This window comes from Viridibacillus sp. FSL E2-0187 (assembly GCF_038006425.1).
Lineage (GTDB): Bacteria > Bacillota > Bacilli > Bacillales_A > Planococcaceae > Viridibacillus > Viridibacillus arvi.
On record NZ_JBBOVG010000002.1, the window covers coordinates 292,647 to 318,532 of the forward strand.

Genomic DNA, 25,886 nt, shown 5'->3' on the forward strand with positions numbered 1-25,886 from the left:
CTTTTAGGTTAAGTTATTAAGGGCGCATGGCGGATGCCTTGGCACTAGGAGCCGAAGAAGGACGGCACTAACACCGATATGCTTCGGGGAGCTGTAAGTGAGCTTTGATCCGGAGATTTCCGAATGGGGGAACCCACTGTTCGTAATGGAGCAGTATCTTGACGTGAATACATAGCGTCTTGATGGCAGACCCAGGGAACTGAAACATCTAAGTACCTGGAGGAAGAGAAAGAAAAATCGATTCCCTGAGTAGCGGCGAGCGAAACGGGAATAGCCCAAACCAAGAGGCTTGCCTCTTGGGGTTGTAGGACACTCTATATGGAGTTACAAAGGAATGAGTTAAACGAAGCGGTCTGGAAAGGCCCGCCAGAGCAGGTAACAGCCCTGTAGTTGAAAGTTCATTCTCTCTTGAGTGTATCCTGAGTACGGCGGAACACGTGAAATTCCGTCGGAATCTGGGAGGACCATCTCCCAAGGCTAAATACTACCTAGTGACCGATAGTGAACCAGTACCGTGAGGGAAAGGTGAAAAGCACCCCGGAAGGGGAGTGAAATAGATCCTGAAACCATGTGCCTACAAGTAGTTAGAGCCCGTTAATGGGTGATAGCGTGCCTTTTGTAGAATGAACCGGCGAGTTACGATTACATGCGAGGTTAAGTTTTAGAAGACGGAGCCGTAGCGAAAGCGAGTCTGAATAGGGCGAATGAGTATGTGGTTGTAGACCCGAAACCAGGTGATCTACCCATGTCCAGGGTGAAGGTAAGGTAACACTTACTGGAGGCCCGAACCCACGTACGTTGAAAAGTGCGGGGATGAGGTGTGGGTAGCGGAGAAATTCCAATCGAACCTGGAGATAGCTGGTTCTCTCCGAAATAGCTTTAGGGCTAGCCTCGTGATAGAGAATCCTGGAGGTAGAGCACTGTTTGAACTAGGGGTCCATCCCGGATTACCGAATTCAGACAAACTCCGAATGCCAGTGATTTATGCACGGGAGTCAGACTGCGAGTGATAAGATCCGTAGTCAAAAGGGAAACAGCCCAGACCACCAGCTAAGGTCCCAAAGTAATTGTTAAGTGGAAAAGGATGTGACGTTGCTTAGACAACCAGGATGTTGGCTCAGAAGCAGCCATCATTTAAAGAGTGCGTAATAGCTCACTGGTCGAGTGACGCTGCGCCGAAAATGTATCGGGGCTAAACAATTCACCGAAGCTGTGGATGGACATCTTAGATGTCCGTGGTAGGAGAGCGTTCTAAGTGCTGTGAAGTCAGACCGGAAGGACTGGTGGAGCGCTTAGAAGTGAGAATGCCGGTATGAGTAGCGAAAGACGGGTGAGAATCCCGTCCACCGAATGACTAAGGTTTCCTGAGGAAGGCTCGTCCGCTCAGGGTTAGTCGGGACCTAAGCCGAGGCCGATAGGCGTAGGCGATGGACAACAGGTTGATATTCCTGTACCACCTATTTACCATTTGAGCAATGGGGGGACGCAGTAGGATAGGGTAAGCATGCTGTTGGTTATGCATGTTCAAGCAGTGAGGCGTGAAATGAGGCAAATCCCATTTCTATAACGTTGAGCTGTGATGACGAGGACGTATGTCCGGAGTTCCTGATTTCACACTGCCAAGAAAAGCCTCTAGCGAGGTAAAAGGTGCCCGTACCGCAAACCGACACAGGTAGTCGAGGAGAGAATCCTAAGGTGTGCGAGAGAACTCTCGTTAAGGAACTCGGCAAAATGACCCCGTAACTTCGGGAGAAGGGGTGCTCTAGTAGGGTGAAAGCCCGAGAGAGCCGCAGTGAATAGGCCCAGGCGACTGTTTAGCAAAAACACAGGTCTCTGCAAAACCGTAAGGTGACGTATAGGGGCTGACGCCTGCCCGGTGCTGGAAGGTTAAGAGGAGTGCTTAGCGCAAGCGAAGGTGCGAATTGAAGCCCCAGTAAACGGCGGCCGTAACTATAACGGTCCTAAGGTAGCGAAATTCCTTGTCGGGTAAGTTCCGACCCGCACGAAAGGCGTAACGATCTGGGCACTGTCTCAACGAGAGACTCGGTGAAATTATAGTACCTGTGAAGATGCAGGTTACCCGCGACAGGACGGAAAGACCCCGTGGAGCTTTACTGTAGCCTGATATTGAATTTTGATACATCTTGTACAGGATAGGTAGGAGCCAGAGATTCCGGAGCGCCAGCTTCGGAGGAGGCGTTGGTGGGATACTACCCTAGATGTATTGAACTTCTAACCCATGCCCCTTAGCGGGGTAGGAGACAGTGTCAGGCGGGCAGTTTGACTGGGGCGGTCGCCTCCTAAAGAGTAACGGAGGCGCCCAAAGGTTCCCTCAGAATGGTTGGAAATCATTCGTAGAGTGTAAAGGCATAAGGGAGCTTGACTGCGAGACCTACAAGTCGAGCAGGGTCGAAAGACGGGCTTAGTGATCCGGTGGTTCCGCATGGAAGGGCCATCGCTCAACGGATAAAAGCTACCCCGGGGATAACAGGCTTATCTCCCCCAAGAGTCCACATCGACGGGGAGGTTTGGCACCTCGATGTCGGCTCATCGCATCCTGGGGCTGTAGTCGGTCCCAAGGGTTGGGCTGTTCGCCCATTAAAGCGGTACGCGAGCTGGGTTCAGAACGTCGTGAGACAGTTCGGTCCCTATCCGTCGTGGGCGTAGGAAATTTGAGAGGAGCTGTCCTTAGTACGAGAGGACCGGGATGGACACACCGCTGGTGTACCAGTTGTTCTGCCAAGGGCATCGCTGGGTAGCTATGTGTGGACGGGATAAGTGCTGAAAGCATCTAAGCATGAAGCCCCCCTCAAGATGAGATTTCCCATTACGCAAGTAAGTAAGATCCCTCAAAGACGATGAGGTAGATAGGTTCGAGGTGGAAGTGTGGCGACATACGGAGCTGACGAATACTAATAGATCGAGGACTTAACCAAATTTTACTTAACTAACTTCAATGTAATTTATCCAGTTTTGAGAGAACAAGAAAAACTTTTTAAAAAAGTTAAAAAAACACTTGCTTTTAAAGAAGCGAAGTGATATAATAATTCTTGTCTTAAAAATAGTCTAGTGACGATAGCAAAGAGGTCACACCCGTTCCCATGCCGAACACGGAAGTTAAGCTCTTTAGCGCCGATGGTAGTTGGGGGTTTCCCCCTGTGAGAGTAGGACGTTGCTAGGCGAACAATATGGAGGATTAGCTCAGCTGGGAGAGCACCTGCCTTACAAGCAGGGGGTCGGCGGTTCGATCCCGTCATCCTCCACCATTTTTAATAAACATTGCCGGTGTAGCTCAGTTGGTAGAGCAACTGACTTGTAATCAGTAGGTCGAGGGTTCGACTCCTTTCGCCGGCACCATTCATTTCATATGAGCCATTAGCTCAGTTGGTAGAGCATCTGACTTTTAATCAGAGGGTCGTAGGTTCGAATCCTACATGGCTCACCATTTTAAAAAAACATTATATGCGGGTGTGGCGGAACTGGCAGACGCACTAGACTTAGGATCTAGCGCCGCAAGGCGTGGGGGTTCGACTCCCTTCACCCGCACCATAATTTTTAAGTTTATCAGCATATTGCGGAAGTAGTTCAGTGGTAGAACACCACCTTGCCAAGGTGGGGGTCGCGAGTTCGAACCTCGTCTTCCGCTCCAAAATATGCCGGGGTGGCGGAACTGGCAGACGCACAGGACTTAAAATCCTGCGGTAGGTGACTACCGTACCGGTTCGATTCCGGTCCTCGGCACCATTTCTTTTAATTTAATACAAGTGATAATATATGCGCCCGTAGCTCAATTGGATAGAGCGTCTGACTACGGATCAGAAGGTTGTGGATTCGACTTCTGCCGGGCGCGCCATTAACGGGAAGTAGCTCAGCTTGGTAGAGCACTTGGTTTGGGACCAAGGGGTCGCAGGTTCGAATCCTGTCTTCCCGACCATTATTACTTATACCCACACGGGGCCTTAGCTCAGCTGGGAGAGCGCCTGCCTTGCACGCAGGAGGTCAGCGGTTCGATCCCGCTAGGCTCCACCATATATATCTTATGAACCTTGAAAACTGAACATGCAAGACGTTAATCAATAAATGTTTTTGAACATCAACTCTGTTGGTGGATCAAAACAAAAATAGATATCATCTTTGGATGATACGCTAGCAAAGCTAATGAGCTTTCAAACTACTTTTATGGAGAGTTTGATCCTGGCTCAGGACGAACGCTGGCGGCGTGCCTAATACATGCAAGTCGAGCGAATGATGAAGAAGCTTGCTTCTTCTGATTTAGCGGCGGACGGGTGAGTAACACGTGGGCAACCTACCTAGTAGATTGGGATAACTCCGGGAAACCGGGGCTAATACCGAATAATCCATTTTGTCACATGGCAAAATGCTGAAAGGCGGTTTCGGCTGTCACTACTAGATGGGCCCGCGGTGCATTAGCTAGTTGGTGGGGTAATGGCCTACCAAGGCAACGATGCATAGCCGACCTGAGAGGGTGATCGGCCACATTGGGACTGAGACACGGCCCAAACTCCTACGGGAGGCAGCAGTAGGGAATCTTCCACAATGGACGAAAGTCTGATGGAGCAACGCCGCGTGAGTGATGAAGGTTTTCGGATCGTAAAACTCTGTTGTAAGGGAAGAACAAGTACGTTAGTAACTGAACGTACCTTGACGGTACCTTATTAGAAAGCCACGGCTAACTACGTGCCAGCAGCCGCGGTAATACGTAGGTGGCAAGCGTTGTCCGGATTTATTGGGCGTAAAGCGCGCGCAGGTGGTTTCTTAAGTCTGATGTGAAAGCCCACGGCTCAACCGTGGAGGGTCATTGGAAACTGGGAGACTTGAGTGCAGAAGAGGAAAGTGGAATTCCAAGTGTAGCGGTGAAATGCGTAGAGATTTGGAGGAACACCAGTGGCGAAGGCGACTTTCTGGTCTGTAACTGACACTGAGGCGCGAAAGCGTGGGGAGCAAACAGGATTAGATACCCTGGTAGTCCACGCCGTAAACGATGAGTGCTAAGTGTTAGGGGGTTTCCGCCCCTTAGTGCTGCAGCTAACGCATTAAGCACTCCGCCTGGGGAGTACGGCCGCAAGGTTGAAACTCAAAGGAATTGACGGGGGCCCGCACAAGCGGTGGAGCATGTGGTTTAATTCGAAGCAACGCGAAGAACCTTACCAGGTCTTGACATCCCAATGACCGCTCTAGAGATAGAGTTTTCCCTTCGGGGACATTGGTGACAGGTGGTGCATGGTTGTCGTCAGCTCGTGTCGTGAGATGTTGGGTTAAGTCCCGCAACGAGCGCAACCCTTGATCTTAGTTGCCATCATTTAGTTGGGCACTCTAAGGTGACTGCCGGTGACAAACCGGAGGAAGGTGGGGATGACGTCAAATCATCATGCCCCTTATGACCTGGGCTACACACGTGCTACAATGGACGATACAAAGAGTCGCTAACTCGCGAGGGTATGCTAATCTCATAAAATCGTTCTCAGTTCGGATTGTAGGCTGCAACTCGCCTACATGAAGCCGGAATCGCTAGTAATCGTGGATCAGCATGCCACGGTGAATACGTTCCCGGGCCTTGTACACACCGCCCGTCACACCACGAGAGTTTGTAACACCCGAAGTCGGTGAGGTAACCTTTATGGGGCCAGCCGCCGAAGGTGGGATAGATGATTGGGGTGAAGTCGTAACAAGGTAGCCGTATCGGAAGGTGCGGCTGGATCACCTCCTTTCTAAGGATAATTACGGAAACAGATCTTGGATCTGTCGATTAACGTCTTGCGTTCAGTTTTGAAGGTTTATAAAAACCTTATATTTTTCCGAAAAAGGGGCCTATAGCTCAGCTGGTTAGAGCGCACGCCTGATAAGCGTGAGGTCGATGGTTCGAGTCCATTTAGGCCCACCATTTTTCTTTTTTGGGGCCTTAGCTCAGCTGGGAGAGCGCCTGCCTTGCACGCAGGAGGTCAGCGGTTCGATCCCGCTAGGCTCCACCAATATTGTTCTTTGAAAACTGGATAAAACGACATTGAAGCAAATTAAGTAACACATTTTTTATTATTAAGTTTTTTAGGCTTAATAACTAACTTTTAGGTTAAGTTATTAAGGGCGCATGGCGGATGCCTTGGCACTAGGAGCCGAAGAAGGACGGCACTAACACCGATATGCTTCGGGGAGCTGTAAGTGAGCTTTGATCCGGAGATTTCCGAATGGGGGAACCCACTGTTCGTAATGGAGCAGTATCTTGACGTGAATACATAGCGTCTTGATGGCAGACCCAGGGAACTGAAACATCTAAGTACCTGGAGGAAGAGAAAGAAAAATCGATTCCCTGAGTAGCGGCGAGCGAAACGGGAATAGCCCAAACCAAGAGGCTTGCCTCTTGGGGTTGTAGGACACTCTATATGGAGTTACAAAGGAATGAGTTAAACGAAGCGGTCTGGAAAGGCCCGCCAGAGCAGGTAACAGCCCTGTAGTTGAAAGTTCATTCTCTCTTGAGTGTATCCTGAGTACGGCGGAACACGTGAAATTCCGTCGGAATCTGGGAGGACCATCTCCCAAGGCTAAATACTACCTAGTGACCGATAGTGAACCAGTACCGTGAGGGAAAGGTGAAAAGCACCCCGGAAGGGGAGTGAAATAGATCCTGAAACCATGTGCCTACAAGTAGTTAGAGCCCGTTAATGGGTGATAGCGTGCCTTTTGTAGAATGAACCGGCGAGTTACGATTACATGCGAGGTTAAGTTTTAGAAGACGGAGCCGTAGCGAAAGCGAGTCTGAATAGGGCGAATGAGTATGTGGTTGTAGACCCGAAACCAGGTGATCTACCCATGTCCAGGGTGAAGGTAAGGTAACACTTACTGGAGGCCCGAACCCACGTACGTTGAAAAGTGCGGGGATGAGGTGTGGGTAGCGGAGAAATTCCAATCGAACCTGGAGATAGCTGGTTCTCTCCGAAATAGCTTTAGGGCTAGCCTCGTGATAGAGAATCCTGGAGGTAGAGCACTGTTTGAACTAGGGGTCCATCCCGGATTACCGAATTCAGACAAACTCCGAATGCCAGTGATTTATGCACGGGAGTCAGACTGCGAGTGATAAGATCCGTAGTCAAAAGGGAAACAGCCCAGACCACCAGCTAAGGTCCCAAAGTAATTGTTAAGTGGAAAAGGATGTGACGTTGCTTAGACAACCAGGATGTTGGCTCAGAAGCAGCCATCATTTAAAGAGTGCGTAATAGCTCACTGGTCGAGTGACGCTGCGCCGAAAATGTATCGGGGCTAAACAATTCACCGAAGCTGTGGATGGACATCTTAGATGTCCGTGGTAGGAGAGCGTTCTAAGTGCTGTGAAGTCAGACCGGAAGGACTGGTGGAGCGCTTAGAAGTGAGAATGCCGGTATGAGTAGCGAAAGACGGGTGAGAATCCCGTCCACCGAATGACTAAGGTTTCCTGAGGAAGGCTCGTCCGCTCAGGGTTAGTCGGGACCTAAGCCGAGGCCGATAGGCGTAGGCGATGGACAACAGGTTGATATTCCTGTACCACCTATTTACCATTTGAGCAATGGGGGGACGCAGTAGGATAGGGTAAGCATGCTGTTGGTTATGCATGTTCAAGCAGTGAGGCGTGAAATGAGGCAAATCCCATTTCTATAACGTTGAGCTGTGATGACGAGGACGTATGTCCGGAGTTCCTGATTTCACACTGCCAAGAAAAGCCTCTAGCGAGGTAAAAGGTGCCCGTACCGCAAACCGACACAGGTAGTCGAGGAGAGAATCCTAAGGTGTGCGAGAGAACTCTCGTTAAGGAACTCGGCAAAATGACCCCGTAACTTCGGGAGAAGGGGTGCTCTAGTAGGGTGAAAGCCCGAGAGAGCCGCAGTGAATAGGCCCAGGCGACTGTTTAGCAAAAACACAGGTCTCTGCAAAACCGTAAGGTGACGTATAGGGGCTGACGCCTGCCCGGTGCTGGAAGGTTAAGAGGAGTGCTTAGCGCAAGCGAAGGTGCGAATTGAAGCCCCAGTAAACGGCGGCCGTAACTATAACGGTCCTAAGGTAGCGAAATTCCTTGTCGGGTAAGTTCCGACCCGCACGAAAGGCGTAACGATCTGGGCACTGTCTCAACGAGAGACTCGGTGAAATTATAGTACCTGTGAAGATGCAGGTTACCCGCGACAGGACGGAAAGACCCCGTGGAGCTTTACTGTAGCCTGATATTGAATTTTGATACATCTTGTACAGGATAGGTAGGAGCCAGAGATTCCGGAGCGCCAGCTTCGGAGGAGGCGTTGGTGGGATACTACCCTAGATGTATTGAACTTCTAACCCATGCCCCTTAGCGGGGTAGGAGACAGTGTCAGGCGGGCAGTTTGACTGGGGCGGTCGCCTCCTAAAGAGTAACGGAGGCGCCCAAAGGTTCCCTCAGAATGGTTGGAAATCATTCGTAGAGTGTAAAGGCATAAGGGAGCTTGACTGCGAGACCTACAAGTCGAGCAGGGTCGAAAGACGGGCTTAGTGATCCGGTGGTTCCGCATGGAAGGGCCATCGCTCAACGGATAAAAGCTACCCCGGGGATAACAGGCTTATCTCCCCCAAGAGTCCACATCGACGGGGAGGTTTGGCACCTCGATGTCGGCTCATCGCATCCTGGGGCTGTAGTCGGTCCCAAGGGTTGGGCTGTTCGCCCATTAAAGCGGTACGCGAGCTGGGTTCAGAACGTCGTGAGACAGTTCGGTCCCTATCCGTCGTGGGCGTAGGAAATTTGAGAGGAGCTGTCCTTAGTACGAGAGGACCGGGATGGACACACCGCTGGTGTACCAGTTGTTCTGCCAAGGGCATCGCTGGGTAGCTATGTGTGGACGGGATAAGTGCTGAAAGCATCTAAGCATGAAGCCCCCCTCAAGATGAGATTTCCCATTACGCAAGTAAGTAAGATCCCTCAAAGACGATGAGGTAGATAGGTTCGAGGTGGAAGTGTGGCGACATACGGAGCTGACGAATACTAATAGATCGAGGACTTAACCAAATTTTACTTAACTAACTTCAATGTAATTTATCCAGTTTTGAGAGAACAAGTTCTCTAAATAGTCTAGTGATGATGGCAAAGAGGTCACACCCGTTCCCATGCCGAACACGGAAGTTAAGCTCTTTAGCGCCGATGGTAGTTGGGGGTTTCCCCCTGTGAGAGTAGGACGTTGCTAGGCACATTAAAGCACAGCTGATTTAATCAGTTGTGCTTTTTTATATAGAAAATAGTTATAATAAATGTGGAAATCAAGGGTTATATTATGACTATTGTATTTAAAGGTTATAACAATCGATATGGGGAGTTATTTGGCAAGTATTAATTCACTGAAGAACCGATGAAATTTCCTTAATCGTCATTAGTCTCATTTGAGTTGTGTAAAACGGAAATAGATTTGCATCCAATTATTGCAATTTATAATGGGGGAATAGTAAGCTTCTTTGTTTTGCATAATATATTGGGTGTAAAGCCATACTTAAATAACTCCAAAATAATTTTATTTGGCTCTTGATCAACTGATATCTGTATCTTAGAAAAGGTTATGCAAAAAGTATACTATCTCAATTATAGATGTATATTAAAAAAATATAACTTATTCAATAGTTCTAGCAGTTAATGTTGGAAAAATAGTTGCACTGGAATTTTAAAGGAAAGTGGAATTTGTGTATAAAGGCATAAGAATTCTAATTGAAAATAGTCCATCAATGGTTATGAGATTTTCATTGTAATAGCCTTTAGGAGCATAATTGATATATGTTGGTAGTCTTACATTAGATTCTGATTAAAACGCTTTAAAACGCTTAAATAGGGCTTTTATGATAGTTAGAGTTACTGTAATAAAATATAGGTATATTTAAGTGCAAAAAAATTAAAACTTTTTTCCTTAAATAGCTTGAAATGTTTTAATATGCTGTTATAATAATATTTGTGTTCCACAAAAGTAACATCTAAAGAAGCGATAATATTATTGTTCCGAAGTAGCTCAGTGGTAGAGCAATCGGCTGTTAACCGATCGGTCGTAGGTTCGAGTCCTACCTTCGGAGCCATTTTTTTGTCTATGCTTCCATAGCTCAGCAGGTAGAGTGCTTCCATGGTAAGGAAGAGGTCACCGGTTCGAGCCCGGTTGGAAGCTTTCTATTATTTATCAAGAAGTAGAAATATATTGAATTTTGTTTAGTAAGATGAAATTTTTAATATTTTTTAAATAAAGTATTGCTTTTTTATTTAAAGGATGTTAATATAATTCTTGTCCTGTTTTAAGCAGTACAGCATTAATGGCCCCTTGGTCAAGCGGTTAAGACACCGCCCTTTCACGGCGGTAACACGGGTTCGAATCCCGTAGGGGTCACCATTTTTAAAAATTATTTTAGATATCCATGGAGGATTAGCTCAGCTGGGAGAGCACCTGCCTTACAAGCAGGGGGTCGGCGGTTCGATCCCGTCATCCTCCACCATATTTTTTTGTCGGAGGGGTAGCGAAGAGGCTAAACGCGGCGGACTGTAAATCCGCTCCTTCGGGTTCGGCGGTTCGAATCCGTCCCCCTCCACCATTTTTTATATAAAACATTCATTATTCATTGTTGGGGTATAGCCAAGCGGTAAGGCAACGGATTTTGATTCCGTCATGCCCTGGTTCGAATCCAGGTACCCCAGCCATTTTTAATTTTATGAGCCATTAGCTCAGTTGGTAGAGCATCTGACTTTTAATCAGAGGGTCGTAGGTTCGAATCCTACATGGCTCACTTTCATATAAAATTTCAACCTCTTTCTACACTTTGTAGAAAGAGGTTTTTTGTAGTTAATAGTATAAAAAATAAGGGATACCCCCTATACTCTCTAAGGAGCATTTTTAGTAGAGTGCGTAACTTTGTACAACTACTGATAAATTCAATTTAAAGGATAGTGCATTATCTACTTTAGTTACAAAGTGGTTCTATATTTAAGTGTTTGATTTTTTGTATAAATATTCAGAATTTTGTGGGGTTGAGCCAACATGATTGTAGCATTTACAATATAGGTAATTCACAAAGGGGGAATAAAATAATGCATAAATTAAATATTTCATTAATAGGTGTACCAATGGATCTTGGTCAAACACGTCGTGGGGTTGATATGGGGCCAAGTGCAATCCGATATGCGGGCGCTGTAGAAAGATTAGAAGCAATGGGTTATGAAGTGATAGATGAGGGGGATATTCAGATTGGGGTATCTGAGCGTGAAGTATCAGCCGATACAAATTTACGAAATTTATCAGCTGTAACTGAAGCCAGTACAAATCTTGCGAATAAAGTACATGATGTCGTTTCACAAAATCACTTTCCACTTGTACTAGGTGGGGACCATAGTATTGCAATAGGTACACTTGCAGGACTATCAGATCATTATGAGAACCTAGGAGTTATTTGGTATGACGCGCATGCCGATTTGAATACAGGTGATACTTCACCATCGGGTAATATTCATGGTATGCCACTAGCTGTAAGTATTGGGCTCGGCCATGAAAAACTTGTAAACATTCGTGACTATGCTCCAAAAGTGAAACCTGAAAATATAGTTATTATTGGTGCTCGCTCGGTGGATCCAGGTGAACGTGAATTAATAAAAGAAAAAGGTATCAAAGTGTACACGATGCATGAAATTGACAGAGTGGGGATGACTAAAGTTATTCAAGATGCAATTATTTACTTAAGAGGAAAATGTGTTGATGGATTGCATTTGTCATTGGATCTAGATGGAATCGATCCGCTTTATACGCCGGGTGTTGGGACACCTGTTCTAGGCGGTATTACATATCGTGAGAGCCATTTAGCGATGGAGATGTTATATGAATCAGAAATGATTACCTCCGCTGAATTTGTAGAAGTAAATCCAATCCTAGATGAGAGAAACAAAACAGCAGATGTAGCAGTTGCTTTAATGGGATCGTTATTAGGCGAAAAATTAATGTAATGTAAAGGGACGGGAATACCCGTCCTTTTATAATTGCCGAAAAGTGTAGGGTTTTTGAAAAATGGGAACTTATTGATAAGTAATTAAGTCTTGAATAGAAGAGTTTATTATGAATTTGGATCATTTTTACTTACATATTTGTTATAATTATGGAAGGAAGGTTTTTTGTAGTTATAAAAAAACTTTCGAAAAAATGAAACTTACACTATAAGCGACTCGTATATAGAATAGCAGCCGCATGGGCGGAGGGAAATCACGATGGACGCATTAATCAACAAGAGAATAAAACAAGTGCTGAAAGGCGATCAAAGTGCGTATTCTGATATTGTGAGCCTCTACCAGCAAAAGCTGTACCAAGTTTGTTATCGCATGCTTGGCAATCGACATGAAGCGGAAGATATAGCGCAGGAGGCATTTGTTCGTGCGTATATTAATCTTCACACTTTTGATTTGAATCGAAAATTTTCGACTTGGCTGTACCGTATAGCGACGAATTTATGTATAGACCGTATAAGGAAGAAGAAACCGGACTATTACTTAGATGCGCAAGTTGCTGGAACGGACGGTCTAGATATGTATTCTCAAATTTCCTCCTCAGATAGGCTACCTGAGGAAGAAGTAGAAAGAATGGAGCTGCAGGAGCGAATTCAATATGAAATTAGCCAGTTGCCAGACAAATATCGAACAGTCATTGTCTTAAAGTATATAGAGGAATTGCCATTGCAGGAGATTAGCGAGATTTTGGATATGCCACTTGGGACAGTCAAAACTCGAATTCACAGAGGGCGTGAAGCTCTGAGAAAGCAATTAGGCAATCTGTAGGAGGGATTTCACTATGAATGCGTGTCCAAAACATATTGGTGAATACATGCATGAATATTTAGATGGTGATATTAGTCGTGAACATGAAATCGAGCTAAAAGCACATTTGCAAAGCTGTGATAACTGTCGACAACATATGCAGGAGCTAAATAGCACAATTGCCTTTGTCAAAAGTGCTGCCGTCGTTTCAGTACCTCTGGATTTCAAGCAAAACGTTATGATTCGTCTACCTAAAGGAAGATCAGGAGCCGGTGTCCAAAGATGGCTACGTCGTCATCCTATATTCGTTGCAGCAGCAATGTTTTGTATTTTAATGAGCGCCTCACTTCTTACAGGCTTTAATGATAATAAGGAATTTTCTGTGACCAAACAGCCAAACTTAGTTGTAGAGGGGCAAACAGTCATCGTACCTGAAGGGAAGACTGTGACAGGTGATATCGTAGTCAAGAATGGAGATATCCTTGTAGAAGGTTCGGTAGATGGTAATATCACTGTAATTAATGGTCAATATATGGCTTCAACAGCAAATGTCACAGGTCAAATAGATGAGATTAATCAAGCATTTGAATGGCTTTGGTATAAAATTAAAAATGGTGGAAAAGAAATACTTTCATTTTTAGGCAAAAACGAATAGAACAAATGAAAAAGTCTACTGTTTGAGGTAGACTTTTCTGTTTCATCTCAGCAAGTAAAGTAAGAGTTGTGCTATACTGAACACATATGCACTCGCTAGAAAAGTGGGGGATCCACATGTCTTTTATTAATGAAATTTCACAATTTACCGACAATGTATGGATTAGAATGTTGATGAACATTCTGGACATTCTTTTAGTATGGTTTGTTATTTATAAAATTTTAACTTTAATAAGAGGAACAAAAGCTGTCCAATTATTAAAGGGAATATTCGTCATCATTATTATTCGTATAATTACTGTATATGCTGGCCTTAATACACTGGGATGGATGATGGAACAGGTTATCAATTTTGGTTTCCTCGCTATTATTATCATATTCCAACCAGAGTTACGTCGAGCACTTGAACAGCTTGGCCGTGGTAAGCTATTTGCACGTAGTAATTTACAAGAAGATGAAGAGCGTACACGCTTAGTAAGCGCGATGTCAAAATCCGTTAGTTATATGGCGAAGCGACGTATTGGAGCGCTTGTTTCAATCGAACGCGAAACAGGGTTGAATGATTATATAGAAACAGGGATTCCGATGTTCTCTGAAATCTCGTCTGAATTACTGATTAATATCTTCATACCTAATACACCATTACATGATGGAGCGGTAATCGTTCAAAAGAACAGGATTGCGGCTGCAGCTTGTTATTTACCATTATCAGAAAGTCCATTTATCTCGAAAGAATTAGGTACACGTCATAGAGCCGCTATTGGTATCAGTGAAGTGACTGATGCCATAACAATTATTGTATCAGAAGAAACGGGAGCAATTAGTTTAACGGTGAATGGAGATTTACACCGTGACCTTTCAATTGAAGAATTTGAAGCACGTTTACGTAAAGCGTGGTTTGGCCCCGAGCAAGAAGCAACAAATACCTCTAAGTGGAGCTGGAGGGGGAATAAAAAATGATGGATAAATGGATTGAAAGCCCATGGTTTTTAAGAATTACAGCCCTGACATTAGCCATGCTCCTATTCTTTACGGTTCAGCCAAAAGAAAAAGATAATTCCAATGGTTTCTCATCAGGGACACAAGCAGACGTGCTTCATAATGTACCCGTACAGGTTTACTATGATGATGAGAGTTTAATCGTTACAGGAGTTCCAAAAACCGTAGATGTTACGATCAAGGGTCCGATGGCTATCGTCCTACAAACGAAAGCAGTGAGTGATTATACTGTATTCGTGGATTTACGTAAGCAAACAATTGGGGAACATAAAGTAACTATTCAACATGAAAATTTTTCTGATAAATTATCAGTACAAATGGACCCATCTACAATTGATATTTCAATTGAAGAAAGGGTAACAAGAACATTTAAAATCGATCCGGAAATTAATGAAAGACTGCTGGCAGAAGACTATTTCGTGAAAAGTATGACAGCGAATCCTAATACGGTAACAGTTACTGGCGCTAAAAGTGCAGTAGATAGCATAAGCTATGTAAAAGCGACAGTTACTGGTGAGCAAGGACTAAAGAGTTCGTTTGAACAAGAAGCGAATGTCAAAATACTAGACCGTGATATGAATAAATTAGATGTCCAAGTGAAGCCAGCAAAGATTAAAGTGAATGTTGACATTGGGGAGTATACTAAGGAAGTACCTGTCGTCTTAAATCAAAAAGGGACACCAGGTAAAGATATCACGATAAAGTCATTGACGCCTATAACGAGCAAGATGACTTTATTCGGATCAAAAGCTGCTCTTGATAAAATGGAACAACTTAATGTTGATGTGGATGTATCTAAAATCAAAAACTCTGGTATCTTTAAAATAGGTATTGATAAGCCAGAAGGCATTTCACGGTTGTCTGAAGACAGCATTAAAGTCCAAGCTGTAGTTGAGAAAAATGAATCGAATACTAATGAAGAAGACGTAATTAAAGATGAAGAAAAAGAGACTGATCAGGAAGAGACTTCATCAACTATAGGTTCAAAAGAATTTAAGAATGTAGCTGTTGACGTTCGAAACCTAGATGAGGATTATAGTAGTAATTTTATTACACCTAAGAACGGTTTAGTTACATTAACTGTTCAGGGTGATGAAAAAGAGTTAGCAAATCTAGATATCAATGATTTCGATTTATATATTGAAGCAGCAGATAAGCACAATGGCAATCATAAGCTACCTATTCAAGTTGACGGACCAAGAAATTTGACCTGGTCACTTTCTAATAACATCGCCAATCTTCGAATAGAACGAATATCTTAAACGAATTTGATTGAAGGATCGTAGATAGTTTTGAAGGAGAGAACAAAATGGGTAAATATTTCGGTACAGACGGCGTCCGCGGAGTCGCCAATAGTGAGCTGACGCCTGAGTTAGCATTTAAACTCGGTCGCTTCGGCGGATACGTTTTAACGAAAGAAGCCACAGGACGTCCAAAAGTATTAATTGGTCGTGATACACGTATATCTGGACAAATGCTTGAAGGAGCACTTGTAGCCGGCTTGCTGTCAGTAGGAGCAGAGGTAATGCGCCTTGGTGTCATTAGCACACCTGGAGTGGCTTATTTAACACGTGTTATGAGTGGTCAAGCAGGAGTTATGATATCAGCATCTCATAACCCAGTCGCAGATAATGGTATTAAATTCTTCGGTCCAGATGGTTTTAAGCTTACTGACGAACAAGAAACTGAAATTGAAGCCTTATTAGACCAAGAACAAGATGATCTACCGCGCCCAACAGGTGGTGACTTAGGATCATTAAGTGACTATTTAGAAGGCGGTCAAAAGTACATTCAATACTTGAAACAGACAGTGGAAGAAGAGTTTACAGGTATTCATATTGCATTAGATTGTGCACATGGTGCAACATCTTCACTTGCAGCTCACTTATTTGCAGACTTAGAAGCAGATCTATCAACAATGGGCGCTTCACCAAACGGCTTAAACATAAACGAAGGTGTAGGTTCTACACATCCTGAAGAACTAGCTAAAATGGTTGTTGAAAAAGGCGCAGATGTTGGACTTGCATTTGATGGTGATGGTGACCGACTAATCGCTGTCGATGAAAAGGGTAATATCATTGACGGAGATCAAATCATGTATATTTGTGCTAAACACTTCCAGGGAAAAGGACGTTTAAACAAAGATACAGTTGTCTCTACGGTTATGAGTAACATGGGCTTCTATAAAGGTTTAGAAGAGCATGGTATGCAAAGTATCCAAACTGCAGTAGGTGACCGTTATGTTGTAGAAGCTATGCGCGAAGGGGATTATAACTTGGGCGGAGAGCAATCAGGGCATATAGTTTTCCTGGATTACAACACAACAGGTGATGGCTTATTAACAGGGTTACAACTTGTTAATGCAATGAAATCAACAGGTAAAACATTATCTGAGCTAGCAGCAGAGATGACGATTTTCCCTCAAAAGTTAATTAATATTCGAGTAACAGATAAATACGCTGTTACAGAAAATGAAAAAGTGGCAGCAGTAATTGCTGAAGTAGAGCAAGAAATGAATGGTAATGGTCGTATCCTTGTAAGACCATCAGGAACTGAACCATTAGTTCGAGTAATGGTTGAAGCATCAACAACTGAAAACTGTGCAGCTTATGCAGAACGAATTGCGGCTGTTGTAAAAGAAGAAATGGGATTAACTGAATAATAGAAGATTAGGGCAAGCATATTTCAAAATGCTTGCCCTTTTTGTATTTTAAATCATACGCAATTAACTAACTTCTTAACCTCATAACTCGAAGTTTATGAATGGAGTTATGTATAATGTTAAATTCGTAGTCCAATCATCAGATTACGTTGAAATTAAATGTTAATGTTTAATTTACTCCAAATGTGGAATAGTTTTAGTGTAGGGTTGATAATGTACCCTTATTCAACAAACAACTTAGGAGTGATTGGAAATGGCAAAAGTAGCAACAGTCATAACGAATATGTTTGAAGATGTGGAATTTACGGATCCTGCAAAAGCTATGAGAGACGCTGGACATGAAGTATTTACAATTGAAAATGAAGCAGGTAATCAAGTAGAAGGTAAGCATGGTGAAAAGGTGAAAATTGATTACGCCATTGATGATGTGAAATCAGAAGATTTTGATGCATTATTTATTCCAGGTGGATTTTCACCGGATTTGCTAAGAGCTGATGATCGATTCGTCAATTTTACAAAAGCGTTTATGGACGCAAGAAAACCTGTATTTGCAATTTGTCATGGTCCACAATTATTGATATCTTCGAAGACTTTAGATGGCCGTGGAGCAACTGGCTATAAATCTATTCGTGTAGATATGGAAAATGCGGGAGCTATTTATAAAGATGAGGAAGTATTCGTATGCCAAAATCAATTGGTAACAAGTCGAACACCTGATGACATTCCAGCATTCAATAGAGAATTACTAAAATTATTGAATAAATAATAATAAATCAACCGTTAATGTATATACTTTAACGGTTGATTTTAATAAAAATGGGGAACAAAAAATGCAATTTGAACGTATAATATAGTGGGAAATATTATTTTCCCTTGTAAACCTTTTCAAAGCATGTTTCTGATTGACTATGAATAGTGATTTAAGTATGATGAAGTTGCTGCTGTATAAAGAGATAATCTTTATACTAAAATAGTAGCTGCGCAGAAGGAGGAATCAAAAGTAGCGCATAAAACAAAGGAAAACAATTATAGCGCCAGCGCTGAAGAAATTGGACGACATAGATCTTCAGCAGACGAGGTGGAGGAGTATCGAAAGTTTCGGCGGATGCCTCCCGATCGCCATTGCCCGATCGAAATTTTGTTTATAAAACGTTTGAGTAATCGAACGGACAAAGAAGCAAAATGGCAAAGACACAGCAGCATAAGAACGTTTCCCCGACTTCTTAGGAAGACGAGGTATTCTTTCTTGCGGCTAATTTTGCAAACTTCGGAGGAATTTAATATGTGTGGAATTGTTGGATATATCGGCTTTTTGGATGCGAAAGAAATCCTTTTAAAAGGCCTTGAGAAATTAGAATACCGTGGATACGACTCTTCAGGTATAGCACTTCGTAATGAAGCTGGGATTACAGTCTTTAAAGAAAAGGGACGTATCGCTGACTTACGCGCAGTAGTAGAAGAAGATGTTTTAGCTAACACAGGAATTGGTCATACGCGCTGGGCAACTCATGGCGTGCCAAACCAACTAAATGCGCATCCACATCAAAGTGCATCAGGTAGGTTTACACTTGTGCATAACGGTGTTATTGAAAATTATCATTTATTACAAGAAGAATTTTTACAAGGCGTGGATATGAAATCTGATACAGATACAGAGGTTATTGTGCAGTTAGTTGAAAAGTTTGTGATTGATGGGATGACTACAGAAGAAGCATTCCGTCACACTTTAGCTTTACTACACGGTTCATATGCTATTGCTTTACTTGATGCAGCGGAAGAAGAAACAATCTTCGTCGCTAAAAACAAAAGTCCATTACTTGTAGGAATGGGTGAAGGTTTTAACGTCGTTGCATCTGATGCTATGGCAATGCTACAAGTAACAGATCAATTTGTAGAACTGCATGACAAAGAAATCGTAATCGTACGAAAAGAAGCTATGACGATTAAAAATCTAGATGGCACAGTAATAGAACGTGCCCCATATACAGCTGAGTTAGATATGAGTGACATTGAAAAGGGCACATATCCTCACTACATGTTGAAAGAAATCGATGAACAACCAAGTGTTGTCCGTAAAATCATTCAAGCTTATGAAAATGAACAAGGTGAACTTGCTATCGATCCTGCAATTGCAGAAGCATTGCATGAAGCAGACCGCCTTTATATTATTGCAGCAGGCACAAGTTATCACGCTGGTTTAGTAGGTAAAGAATACTTCGAGAAAATCGCACGTATTCCAGTTGAAGTGCATATCTCAAGCGAATTTGGCTACAATATGCCACTACTATCTGAAAAACCGTTATTCATTTTCATTACACAATCTGGTGAAACAGCAGATAGCCGCCAAGTATTAGTGAAAATTAAAGAGCTTGGTTATCCAACGTTAACACTTACAAACGTACCTGGTTCGACATTGTCACGAGAAGCAGATTATACAATGCTATTGCACGCTGGCCCAGAAATTGCTGTAGCCTCTACTAAAGCATATGTAGCTCAAGTAGCAGTACTAGCAATTGCGGCATATGTAGAAGCAAAATCTCAAGGGATAGCAGTAAAATTGGATCTGAAAAAAGAGTTAGCTATAGTGGCGAATGCAATTCAGTCAATCGTTGATTCTAAAGAAGTCTTTGAATTTGCATCTAAAGACTATTTGTCAACAACACGTAATGCATTTTTCATCGGTCGTAATATGGACTACTGCGTTAGTGTAGAAGGCGCATTGAAATTAAAAGAAATCTCATATATCCAAGCAGAAGGTTTTGCTGGAGGAGAACTAAAACATGGCACAATAGCTCTTATTGAAGAAGGCACTCCAGTAATAGCACTGGTTACACAAAAATCGGTAAGCCTGAACATCCGTGGTAACGTAAAAGAAGTCACAGCACGTGGTGCCAACCCATGTATCATTTCTATGGAAGGCATGGAACAAGAGGGCGACGCTATTGTCCTGCCACAAGTACACCCATTACTAACACCACTTATGTCAGTAGTGCCATTACAGCTTATAAGCTACTATGCGGCACTATACCGTGGTTGCGATGTAGATAAACCACGTAACTTGGCTAAGTCGGTAACGGTTGAGTAGGGAATAACTATTTTAAGAATAAAATCTAGATTTGTAATAAAGTCGTATCGTTTGTAAAAAAGATGTACTGTTTAAAACAAAGTTATACCGTTTTACCCCTTTGGATTTTTTATCTAAAGGGGTATTTTGTTGTAAGAGGGCTAACTTAATTAAGTAGTTAAGTGTAAACTGAATTTATAGAAATAATTGAATGATATATGGAAGTTTGTGAACAAATGTACTTAAACTAAAGGGGATATGCACTAATGAAAAATATTTTTAATCATATGCATACAGCAGAAGTTTTAAAGCGTATTGACAAATTGAGTTCAAATTCACAACCACAATGGGGAAAAATGGATGTGGCCCAAATGCTAGCGCATTGTTCATCTTTCCAAGACATTGCGATGGGAAATTCTTTTCCACCAAGGAGTTGGTTAGGAATAATAGTAGGGAGGTTTGCAAAACAAATCGTTTACAATGACAAAACATTACCCCGTAATATGTCTACTATTCCAACCATTTTGATTGCAGATGATAGAGAATTTGATGCAGAGAAAGAAAAGCTTAAACAAAAAATTATCACATTCCAAAAAAACGGACCAGAGAAGTGCACAACTCACCCGCATCCTTTTTTTGGGAAACTCACTTCTGAGCAATGGGGGAAAGGAATATACAAGCACCTTGACCATCATTTTAAACAGTTTGGAGTTTAAACATTGAAAAGCAAAATGAAATGATGTGCATCGCTAGTTAGTTGAATAAGGATTACTGAAATGATCAAACTTTTTTATACAAGCCAAACTTAAATCGGCTGGATAAGAATCCATTTTGATTAATCTTTTAATCAAAAGTCCTGTGTTGATATGCAGGGCTTTTTTTTATTAAACAATTGGGCACGTTTGTTGAGTTAACGTGCGTTCTTTGCTATTTTTAGCGTGCACACAAACACTATAAATAATAGTTTATAGAAATACAAATTAAATTATTTAAAATTACTAATTTCAAAAATTTAGGAGGTTTTTAACAGGAAGGATAGAATAGTATAAACTTAGAGAAGTTTAGGAGATCTTTTCAACTTCACCTTTGTTTTTTAAATAGTTTATTTGGGGGCTGCCTATGTGGAAAATATTAAAGACCTTTTTTGTCATAGAGAAATCAAATAAAAAAAATATTTTCTCGTGTCTTTTCGTGGCAGTATTTGTTTTTAGTTTGATTTTTTTTGTGAAAAATATGGATATAGGAAATTCAATAAAAGAGAAGTCCGATGAATATCAATCACTTTCTACAGCATTGGGTAAATTTCAAAATATAGATGCTACTGATAGTGGGAATGGTAGTGACTTGTATAAGAACTTAGTACGTCAGCAACAACTTGTAGCTAAGCAAAAGATGACAATACAAATGAATCTACCGAATGTGTTTTTGGATACAGCGATAGACCTTGCAAATTTAAAAGCTAAAGCATTTGATATGGAGGGATATGATGATGTTGCGAATTATCTACCTTCAAAAATAGACAACCAATTGGATAGTGTATTTTATCAATATATAAAGAAAATAGGAATGCCATTATCCATAGATTCATTATCGTACTTTCAATTTCTTGCGTATCTGTTTGGTGTGTTAGGTTCATTTTGGTTTATTTTCATGAGTATTTATTCGTGTGGAACCATGATAGAAGAATTCCAACATACGTCTTTACTTAAGGGGTATCCTATAACGTTTGATAAGTATGTATTAGCTAAATGTATTTCATCAATGCTAATAGTAGGTGTATTTCTTCTGGAGTTATTTGTGTGTAGCCTGCCATTGGTTTACTTTGAGGGATTAGGAAACCCTTCATATCCTATTGCTATCTTTAATGGTATTTTCGAAGTTTATCCAATTTACAAATACATAGGTATATCTATACTTTATATGATCTGTATTTCCATTTTTACAATTCTGTTATCAATAATTTTAAATGTTCTATTGAAGAATATGTATTTGACGCTGTTTTTAGAATTGTTATTGTTTATTTTCCCTATGCTATTTCCCAACATGATAAGTCTTGTGCCATTTAATCCATTTAATTATATGAATTTCCCTAGTTTATTGAATGGTCAGACTATTGAGCTTGCAAAACCAGTTGTCTTAAATAGTACACATGGCCTTATTTATATTGGAATGAGTATTGCCATAATGATGGTTTCTGTGAAGTTATTTTTGACTACTGGGAGACTAAAAAAGATATAGGGGAGTGAGATAATGTGGGCATATTTTAAGTTTGAATTTTTTCAGTTTATTAAAAATAAGAAGAACATCGCAATTTATGTTATTCTACTTTACTTCGCGTGCTATTACGCACTAAAAATAGTCCCGACATATAACCCTATTGAAAAAGTAGATGTAAGTGAAATTGAGGCACGGTATCTACCGAGAGCAGAATTTCTAAAAAACGTTGAAATTGATAAAGGGACACACTATTTAACAAGTTTTGGTGTTGCAATATATTCTGAATGGAATGAATATGATAAAGCAAGATTAGACGCTCTAAAAAAGCACAATCTGAAAGAGTATGCTGAGGCTACATCTAAGTGGTACAAGTATTCTGATGAGATGATTTACCCAAATGAAATGGGTGTCCTCAACTACAATCCTGGGTATTACACATATGGAAATAATTACGCAGTGATGGACGGGCATTATGCGTATTTATATTCTGCAAGTCGATACAAAGGATATACAGAAGGGAAATCAAATTTATCTTTAAATGTTTTCGAGGAAAGGACAGCGTTACAAACATTGCAACGTCTACTACACTCTTACCTGCCATTAATTCTCATAGTTAGCTGTATTCTCTTTACAGCGGATATCGTGTTGAAGGATCGACGGAATCCTACATTGTTACAAGGTTTGCCACTTTCAGATTGGAGAAAGTTAATTATTAAGGGAGGGGTTTCCTTACTGGGAAGCATCTTAACAATTATCCCGCTTTCTGTAGGTTTATTGATAATTGGTAGTCGAAATGGATTTGGTGATTTTGAACTACCAGTTCCGATTTATTTATCTGATGAAGGACTATTTTCAAATATAATGATGTGGCAATATTTTGTTCAAAACATGCTCTTCATTTTTTTCTGGTTTTTATTTATCATTTCTTTGCTCCTACTTGTAAGTATTACGTTAAAAAATGAGTTTGCAAATATATTAGTAGGTAGTATGTTTGTTATTGCTGAATTTATCTACTTTGAAAGAGGGCTTGGTGCCGTTAGGAATATTCAGTGGTATCCAACGAGTTATGTTCAGGTAGGACAGGTTATATCAGGCTATCGGAACTATCTTTATGGATCCGAAGTACTTACATTTGGAAGCGGGCTTACCGTAATGGGATTATGCACGTGTATTTTTCTGTTCTTTACTTTCTTAATTAGTAATCAAAAAAAGTTTAAATTACTTTAGTTGATAGAGATGGAGAGAAGATATGATTGAATTAAAAAATATTGGTGTTCAGTTTTCAGGTAGAGACATTTTAAAAGATGTTTCAGTGATGTTCAATGCAGGAGAAATTATTGGTTTAGTAGCTCCTAATGGGACGGGAAAATCAACTCTTATGAATGTCATCATGAATTATATCAATCCAAATAGAGGGAAGGTCATTTTAAATACTGAGTTAGAATATACGAATAAAAAGAACGAAGTAATAATCCATCAACTAGTATCCATGATGCCTGATCAAAGTGATTTATATAATTATATATCTGGAAAAGAGCACTTGAAAATTTATTCCTCAATGTGGAATAGTAATCCAAAGTTGATTGAAAGTACGATAAAAGAATTGGGAATGGCATCATATATAAATAAGAATACAGGGACGTATTCTTTGGGAATGCGCCAAAGACTTTGTTTTGCGATGCAAATTGTATCAGATACCCAAGTCATGCTTATGGACGAAGTGATGAATGGATTGGACCCTACTCATGTCGAACTTATTTCGCAAATACTAGTTAAAAAGAAGTCTGAAGGAAAAACGGTTATTGTAGCTTCCCATTTATTAGAGAATTTAGAGAAATATGCGGATCGTATTTTCTTTATGAAAAATGGAGAGTTAATACTTGTTAATGCCATATCTCCAGGATTTGAAGAAAGAGAAATCACAACCGTTCGAATAGCAGAAATGACTGATAGGATAAAGGAAGAGATTTCAAAAGAGTTTCCAGAAACAAAAGTACGATCATTGCCAAATGGCGCTACTTTACTAGATGTCCGTGGATATGATTCGGGGGAATTGGGAAATATTTTGGGATTTCTTAAAGAAAATCAAATAACAGAGTTTAGTTTTGGGAAAGTAACATTAAATGATATGTATTCAATGTATTATCAAGAAGGATGAGGTTATATGGAATTTAAACTTTTATAAAAATACCCCTTTGGATAGAGTTATCTAAAGGGGTATTTTTATATTTAAGAGAAAAATTTTTTTCATTTATTCACTTAGCTTCGTTCACTGTTAAAGCAGGCCGCGTTAGTGAAAATATCGCACATAGTAAAGCTATAATTACAATTGCTCCTCCAACAGGTGCTGTACTTGTGACGGTACCCGTTTGTTCTAGTACAATACCACCGATTGCAGATCCTAAAGAAATCCCTATTTGTAAGGCCGAATTGTTAAAGCTTTGCTGTATATCAGAAGTATTAGGATTAGTTTGAATAAGGTAATTTTGTTGAGGTGGAGCAAGACTCCAACTTAGTGCACCCCATATCATCATGACCACTATGAATAGGAAAAGCGAAATAGTTGAGTAAGGGAGCAAAAATAATACTAAGGCGAAGGAGCCAATAACTAGTAAAATACTTTTAGGTGCCCCTAGCCAATCTCCAAGTGCTCCCCCAAATGCCCCGCCACATACTGCTGAAATACCAAACAGTAAATAACAAATGCTGATCCAGTATTGGTTAAGATTTAAAGTGGATTCTAAGAAAGGAGTGAAATAAGCATAAATTGTGTAATGTCCTGCTAAAGTGAACATTGTTGCAAGATGTGCACTAGCAATTTTAAAACTTCCAAGTGCCTTTAGTTGCACAGATAGCGGCTTAACATCTCCTTTTGTAGGTATCGGTTCTAAAAATGTGTGAATGAGAATCATAGATCCGATTGATAAGAAACCAATCCCAAGAAATATTACTCGCCAACCAAAAGCATTGCTAATCAAAATACCAAGAGGTACTCCTAAAACAAGTGAAGAACTAATCCCCATATAAATAACGCCTATAGCTTTAGCTCTATGAGCAGGCGAAACAATCTTCGCTGTAATAGTTAACGATAGTACAATGATTAATGCAGTGCTCATTGCAGTTATAACCCTTGAAACCATTATTAAAGAGAAGTTAGGACTAAAATAAGTCATCAAATTTCCAATGAAAAATATAAATAGTGCAATAAGATACAAACGTTTCCTTTCAATTCTTGCAGTTAGTGTAAGAAGTATAGGCCCAGAAATAGCGAAAACAAGTGCAAATACGCTAATAAGCTGTCCTGCGGTACCAAGGGTCACATTTAAATCATCTGCGATAATTGGTAATATTCCACCTACAATTAATTCAACGAGTCCTACTGCGACAGTAGAAGCTGCGAGTATAAAAACTTTAAAATTCATTATAAAATTCTCCTTTTCCTACTAGATTGATAAAATAGAATACTTAGCTATTGACGGTGAAAAGTACTAACGAATTACTTTTCAGCTATACTCATCAATTTC

13 protein-coding genes, 18 tRNA genes and 5 rRNA genes are annotated in these 25,886 nt (G+C 41.2%); 35 read left to right on the plus strand and 1 reads right to left on the minus strand.

Going from position 1 to position 25,886, the window contains the following annotated elements; translation table 11 throughout:
* Positions 1-6 precede the first annotated feature (6 nt).
* The 35 genes from MHH85_RS20565 to MHH85_RS20735 all read left to right on the plus strand — a co-directional run bounded on the left by MHH85_RS20565 (position 7) and on the right by MHH85_RS20735 (position 24,520).
* A 23S ribosomal RNA gene (locus tag MHH85_RS20565) occupies positions 7-2,936 on the plus strand.
* A 129-nt stretch (positions 2,937-3,065) separates the two neighbouring features.
* Positions 3,066-3,181: ribosomal RNA gene (gene rrf, locus MHH85_RS20570) — 5S ribosomal RNA — on the plus strand.
* Positions 3,182-3,190: 9 nt separating this feature from the next.
* Positions 3,191-3,266 (plus strand) — tRNA-Val (locus MHH85_RS20575).
* 15 nt (positions 3,267-3,281) lie between these two features.
* Positions 3,282-3,357, plus strand: a tRNA-Thr gene (locus MHH85_RS20580).
* 12 nt (positions 3,358-3,369) lie between these two features.
* Positions 3,370-3,445 (plus strand) — tRNA-Lys (locus MHH85_RS20585).
* Between the two features lie 19 nt (positions 3,446-3,464).
* Positions 3,465-3,549: transfer RNA gene (locus tag MHH85_RS20590), tRNA-Leu, on the plus strand.
* Positions 3,550-3,574: 25 nt separating this feature from the next.
* Positions 3,575-3,649: transfer RNA gene (locus MHH85_RS20595), tRNA-Gly, on the plus strand.
* Between the two features lie 6 nt (positions 3,650-3,655).
* Positions 3,656-3,744 (plus strand) — tRNA-Leu (locus MHH85_RS20600).
* Between the two features lie 32 nt (positions 3,745-3,776).
* A tRNA-Arg gene (locus tag MHH85_RS20605) sits at positions 3,777-3,853 on the plus strand.
* 4 nt (positions 3,854-3,857) lie between these two features.
* Positions 3,858-3,934, plus strand: a tRNA-Pro gene (locus MHH85_RS20610).
* A 19-nt stretch (positions 3,935-3,953) separates the two neighbouring features.
* Positions 3,954-4,029 (plus strand) — tRNA-Ala (locus MHH85_RS20615).
* A 147-nt stretch (positions 4,030-4,176) separates the two neighbouring features.
* A 16S ribosomal RNA gene (locus MHH85_RS20620) occupies positions 4,177-5,729 on the plus strand.
* Between the two features lie 96 nt (positions 5,730-5,825).
* Positions 5,826-5,902, plus strand: a tRNA-Ile gene (locus tag MHH85_RS20625).
* A 12-nt stretch (positions 5,903-5,914) separates the two neighbouring features.
* A tRNA-Ala gene (locus MHH85_RS20630) sits at positions 5,915-5,990 on the plus strand.
* Between the two features lie 96 nt (positions 5,991-6,086).
* Positions 6,087-9,016: ribosomal RNA gene (locus tag MHH85_RS20635) — 23S ribosomal RNA — on the plus strand.
* A gap of 62 nt (positions 9,017-9,078) precedes the next feature.
* Positions 9,079-9,194: ribosomal RNA gene (gene rrf, locus MHH85_RS20640) — 5S ribosomal RNA — on the plus strand.
* Together the 16S, 23S and 5S rRNA genes with 11 tRNA genes alongside form the textbook arrangement of a ribosomal RNA operon.
* Positions 9,195-9,987: 793 nt before the next feature.
* Positions 9,988-10,062: transfer RNA gene (locus MHH85_RS20645), tRNA-Asn, on the plus strand.
* 13 nt (positions 10,063-10,075) lie between these two features.
* Positions 10,076-10,148 (plus strand) — tRNA-Thr (locus MHH85_RS20650).
* Positions 10,149-10,292: 144 nt separating this feature from the next.
* Positions 10,293-10,367, plus strand: a tRNA-Glu gene (locus MHH85_RS20655).
* A gap of 27 nt (positions 10,368-10,394) precedes the next feature.
* Positions 10,395-10,470: transfer RNA gene (locus MHH85_RS20660), tRNA-Val, on the plus strand.
* Between the two features lie 12 nt (positions 10,471-10,482).
* Positions 10,483-10,566: transfer RNA gene (locus MHH85_RS20665), tRNA-Tyr, on the plus strand.
* Positions 10,567-10,597: 31 nt separating this feature from the next.
* Positions 10,598-10,672: transfer RNA gene (locus tag MHH85_RS20670), tRNA-Gln, on the plus strand.
* A gap of 13 nt (positions 10,673-10,685) precedes the next feature.
* Positions 10,686-10,758 (plus strand) — tRNA-Lys (locus tag MHH85_RS20675).
* Positions 10,759-11,059: 301 nt separating this feature from the next.
* Entirely contained in the window at positions 11,060-11,965 is a 906-nt protein-coding gene (gene rocF, locus MHH85_RS20680) for an arginase (RefSeq protein ID WP_193737836.1), read from the plus strand.
* Positions 11,966-12,223: 258 nt separating this feature from the next.
* Positions 12,224-12,787, plus strand: coding sequence for an RNA polymerase sigma factor SigW (gene sigW, locus MHH85_RS20685; protein WP_053418994.1), 564 nt, complete (start codon positions 12,224-12,226; stop codon positions 12,785-12,787).
* 13 nt (positions 12,788-12,800) lie between these two features.
* On the plus strand, positions 12,801-13,421 hold the full coding sequence (locus MHH85_RS20690) for an anti-sigma factor family protein (RefSeq protein ID WP_193737835.1): 621 nt from the start codon (positions 12,801-12,803) through the stop codon (positions 13,419-13,421).
* Between the two features lie 116 nt (positions 13,422-13,537).
* Positions 13,538-14,380 carry a diadenylate cyclase CdaA gene (gene cdaA, locus MHH85_RS20695; RefSeq protein ID WP_193737834.1) on the plus strand — a complete coding sequence of 281 codons (843 nt, stop codon included), beginning with the start codon at positions 13,538-13,540 and terminating at the stop codon, positions 14,378-14,380.
* Positions 14,377-15,681 (plus strand): CdaR family protein, encoded by a 1,305-nt coding sequence (locus MHH85_RS20700; protein WP_340708344.1) that lies wholly within the window; start codon positions 14,377-14,379, stop codon positions 15,679-15,681. Before cdaA ends, MHH85_RS20700 begins: the two co-directional genes overlap by 4 nt.
* A 47-nt stretch (positions 15,682-15,728) precedes the next feature.
* Entirely contained in the window at positions 15,729-17,081 is a 1,353-nt protein-coding gene (glmM, locus tag MHH85_RS20705) for a phosphoglucosamine mutase (protein ID WP_340708345.1), read from the plus strand.
* 253 nt (positions 17,082-17,334) lie between these two features.
* A complete protein-coding gene (locus tag MHH85_RS20710) occupies positions 17,335-17,847 on the plus strand; it encodes a type 1 glutamine amidotransferase domain-containing protein (protein WP_340708346.1) in 513 nt (170 codons plus the stop codon).
* Positions 17,848-18,363: 516 nt separating this feature from the next.
* Positions 18,364-20,166, plus strand: coding sequence for a glutamine--fructose-6-phosphate transaminase (isomerizing) (gene glmS / locus MHH85_RS20715; RefSeq protein ID WP_340708347.1), 1,803 nt, complete (start codon positions 18,364-18,366; stop codon positions 20,164-20,166).
* Between the two features lie 245 nt (positions 20,167-20,411).
* The gene (locus MHH85_RS20720; RefSeq protein WP_340708348.1) at positions 20,412-20,861 is read left to right on the plus strand and encodes a DUF1569 domain-containing protein; all 450 of its coding nucleotides are present in this window, start codon (positions 20,412-20,414) and stop codon (positions 20,859-20,861) included.
* A gap of 403 nt (positions 20,862-21,264) precedes the next feature.
* Positions 21,265-22,383, plus strand: a complete 1,119-nt coding sequence (locus tag MHH85_RS20725) for an ABC transporter (RefSeq protein WP_340708349.1) — start codon at positions 21,265-21,267, stop codon at positions 22,381-22,383.
* A 12-nt stretch (positions 22,384-22,395) separates the two neighbouring features.
* Positions 22,396-23,589, plus strand: coding sequence for an ABC transporter permease (locus tag MHH85_RS20730; RefSeq protein WP_340708350.1), 1,194 nt, complete (start codon positions 22,396-22,398; stop codon positions 23,587-23,589).
* Between the two features lie 22 nt (positions 23,590-23,611).
* Positions 23,612-24,520 (plus strand): ATP-binding cassette domain-containing protein, encoded by a 909-nt coding sequence (locus tag MHH85_RS20735; protein WP_340708351.1) that lies wholly within the window; start codon positions 23,612-23,614, stop codon positions 24,518-24,520.
* 97 nt (positions 24,521-24,617) lie between these two features.
* On the opposite strand, the gene MHH85_RS20740 is transcribed toward MHH85_RS20735, so the two are convergent.
* Positions 24,618-25,784 carry an MFS transporter gene (locus MHH85_RS20740; protein ID WP_340708352.1) on the minus strand — a complete coding sequence of 389 codons (1,167 nt, stop codon included), beginning with the start codon at positions 25,782-25,784 and terminating at the stop codon, positions 24,618-24,620.
* Between the last annotated feature and the right edge of the window lie 102 nt (positions 25,785-25,886).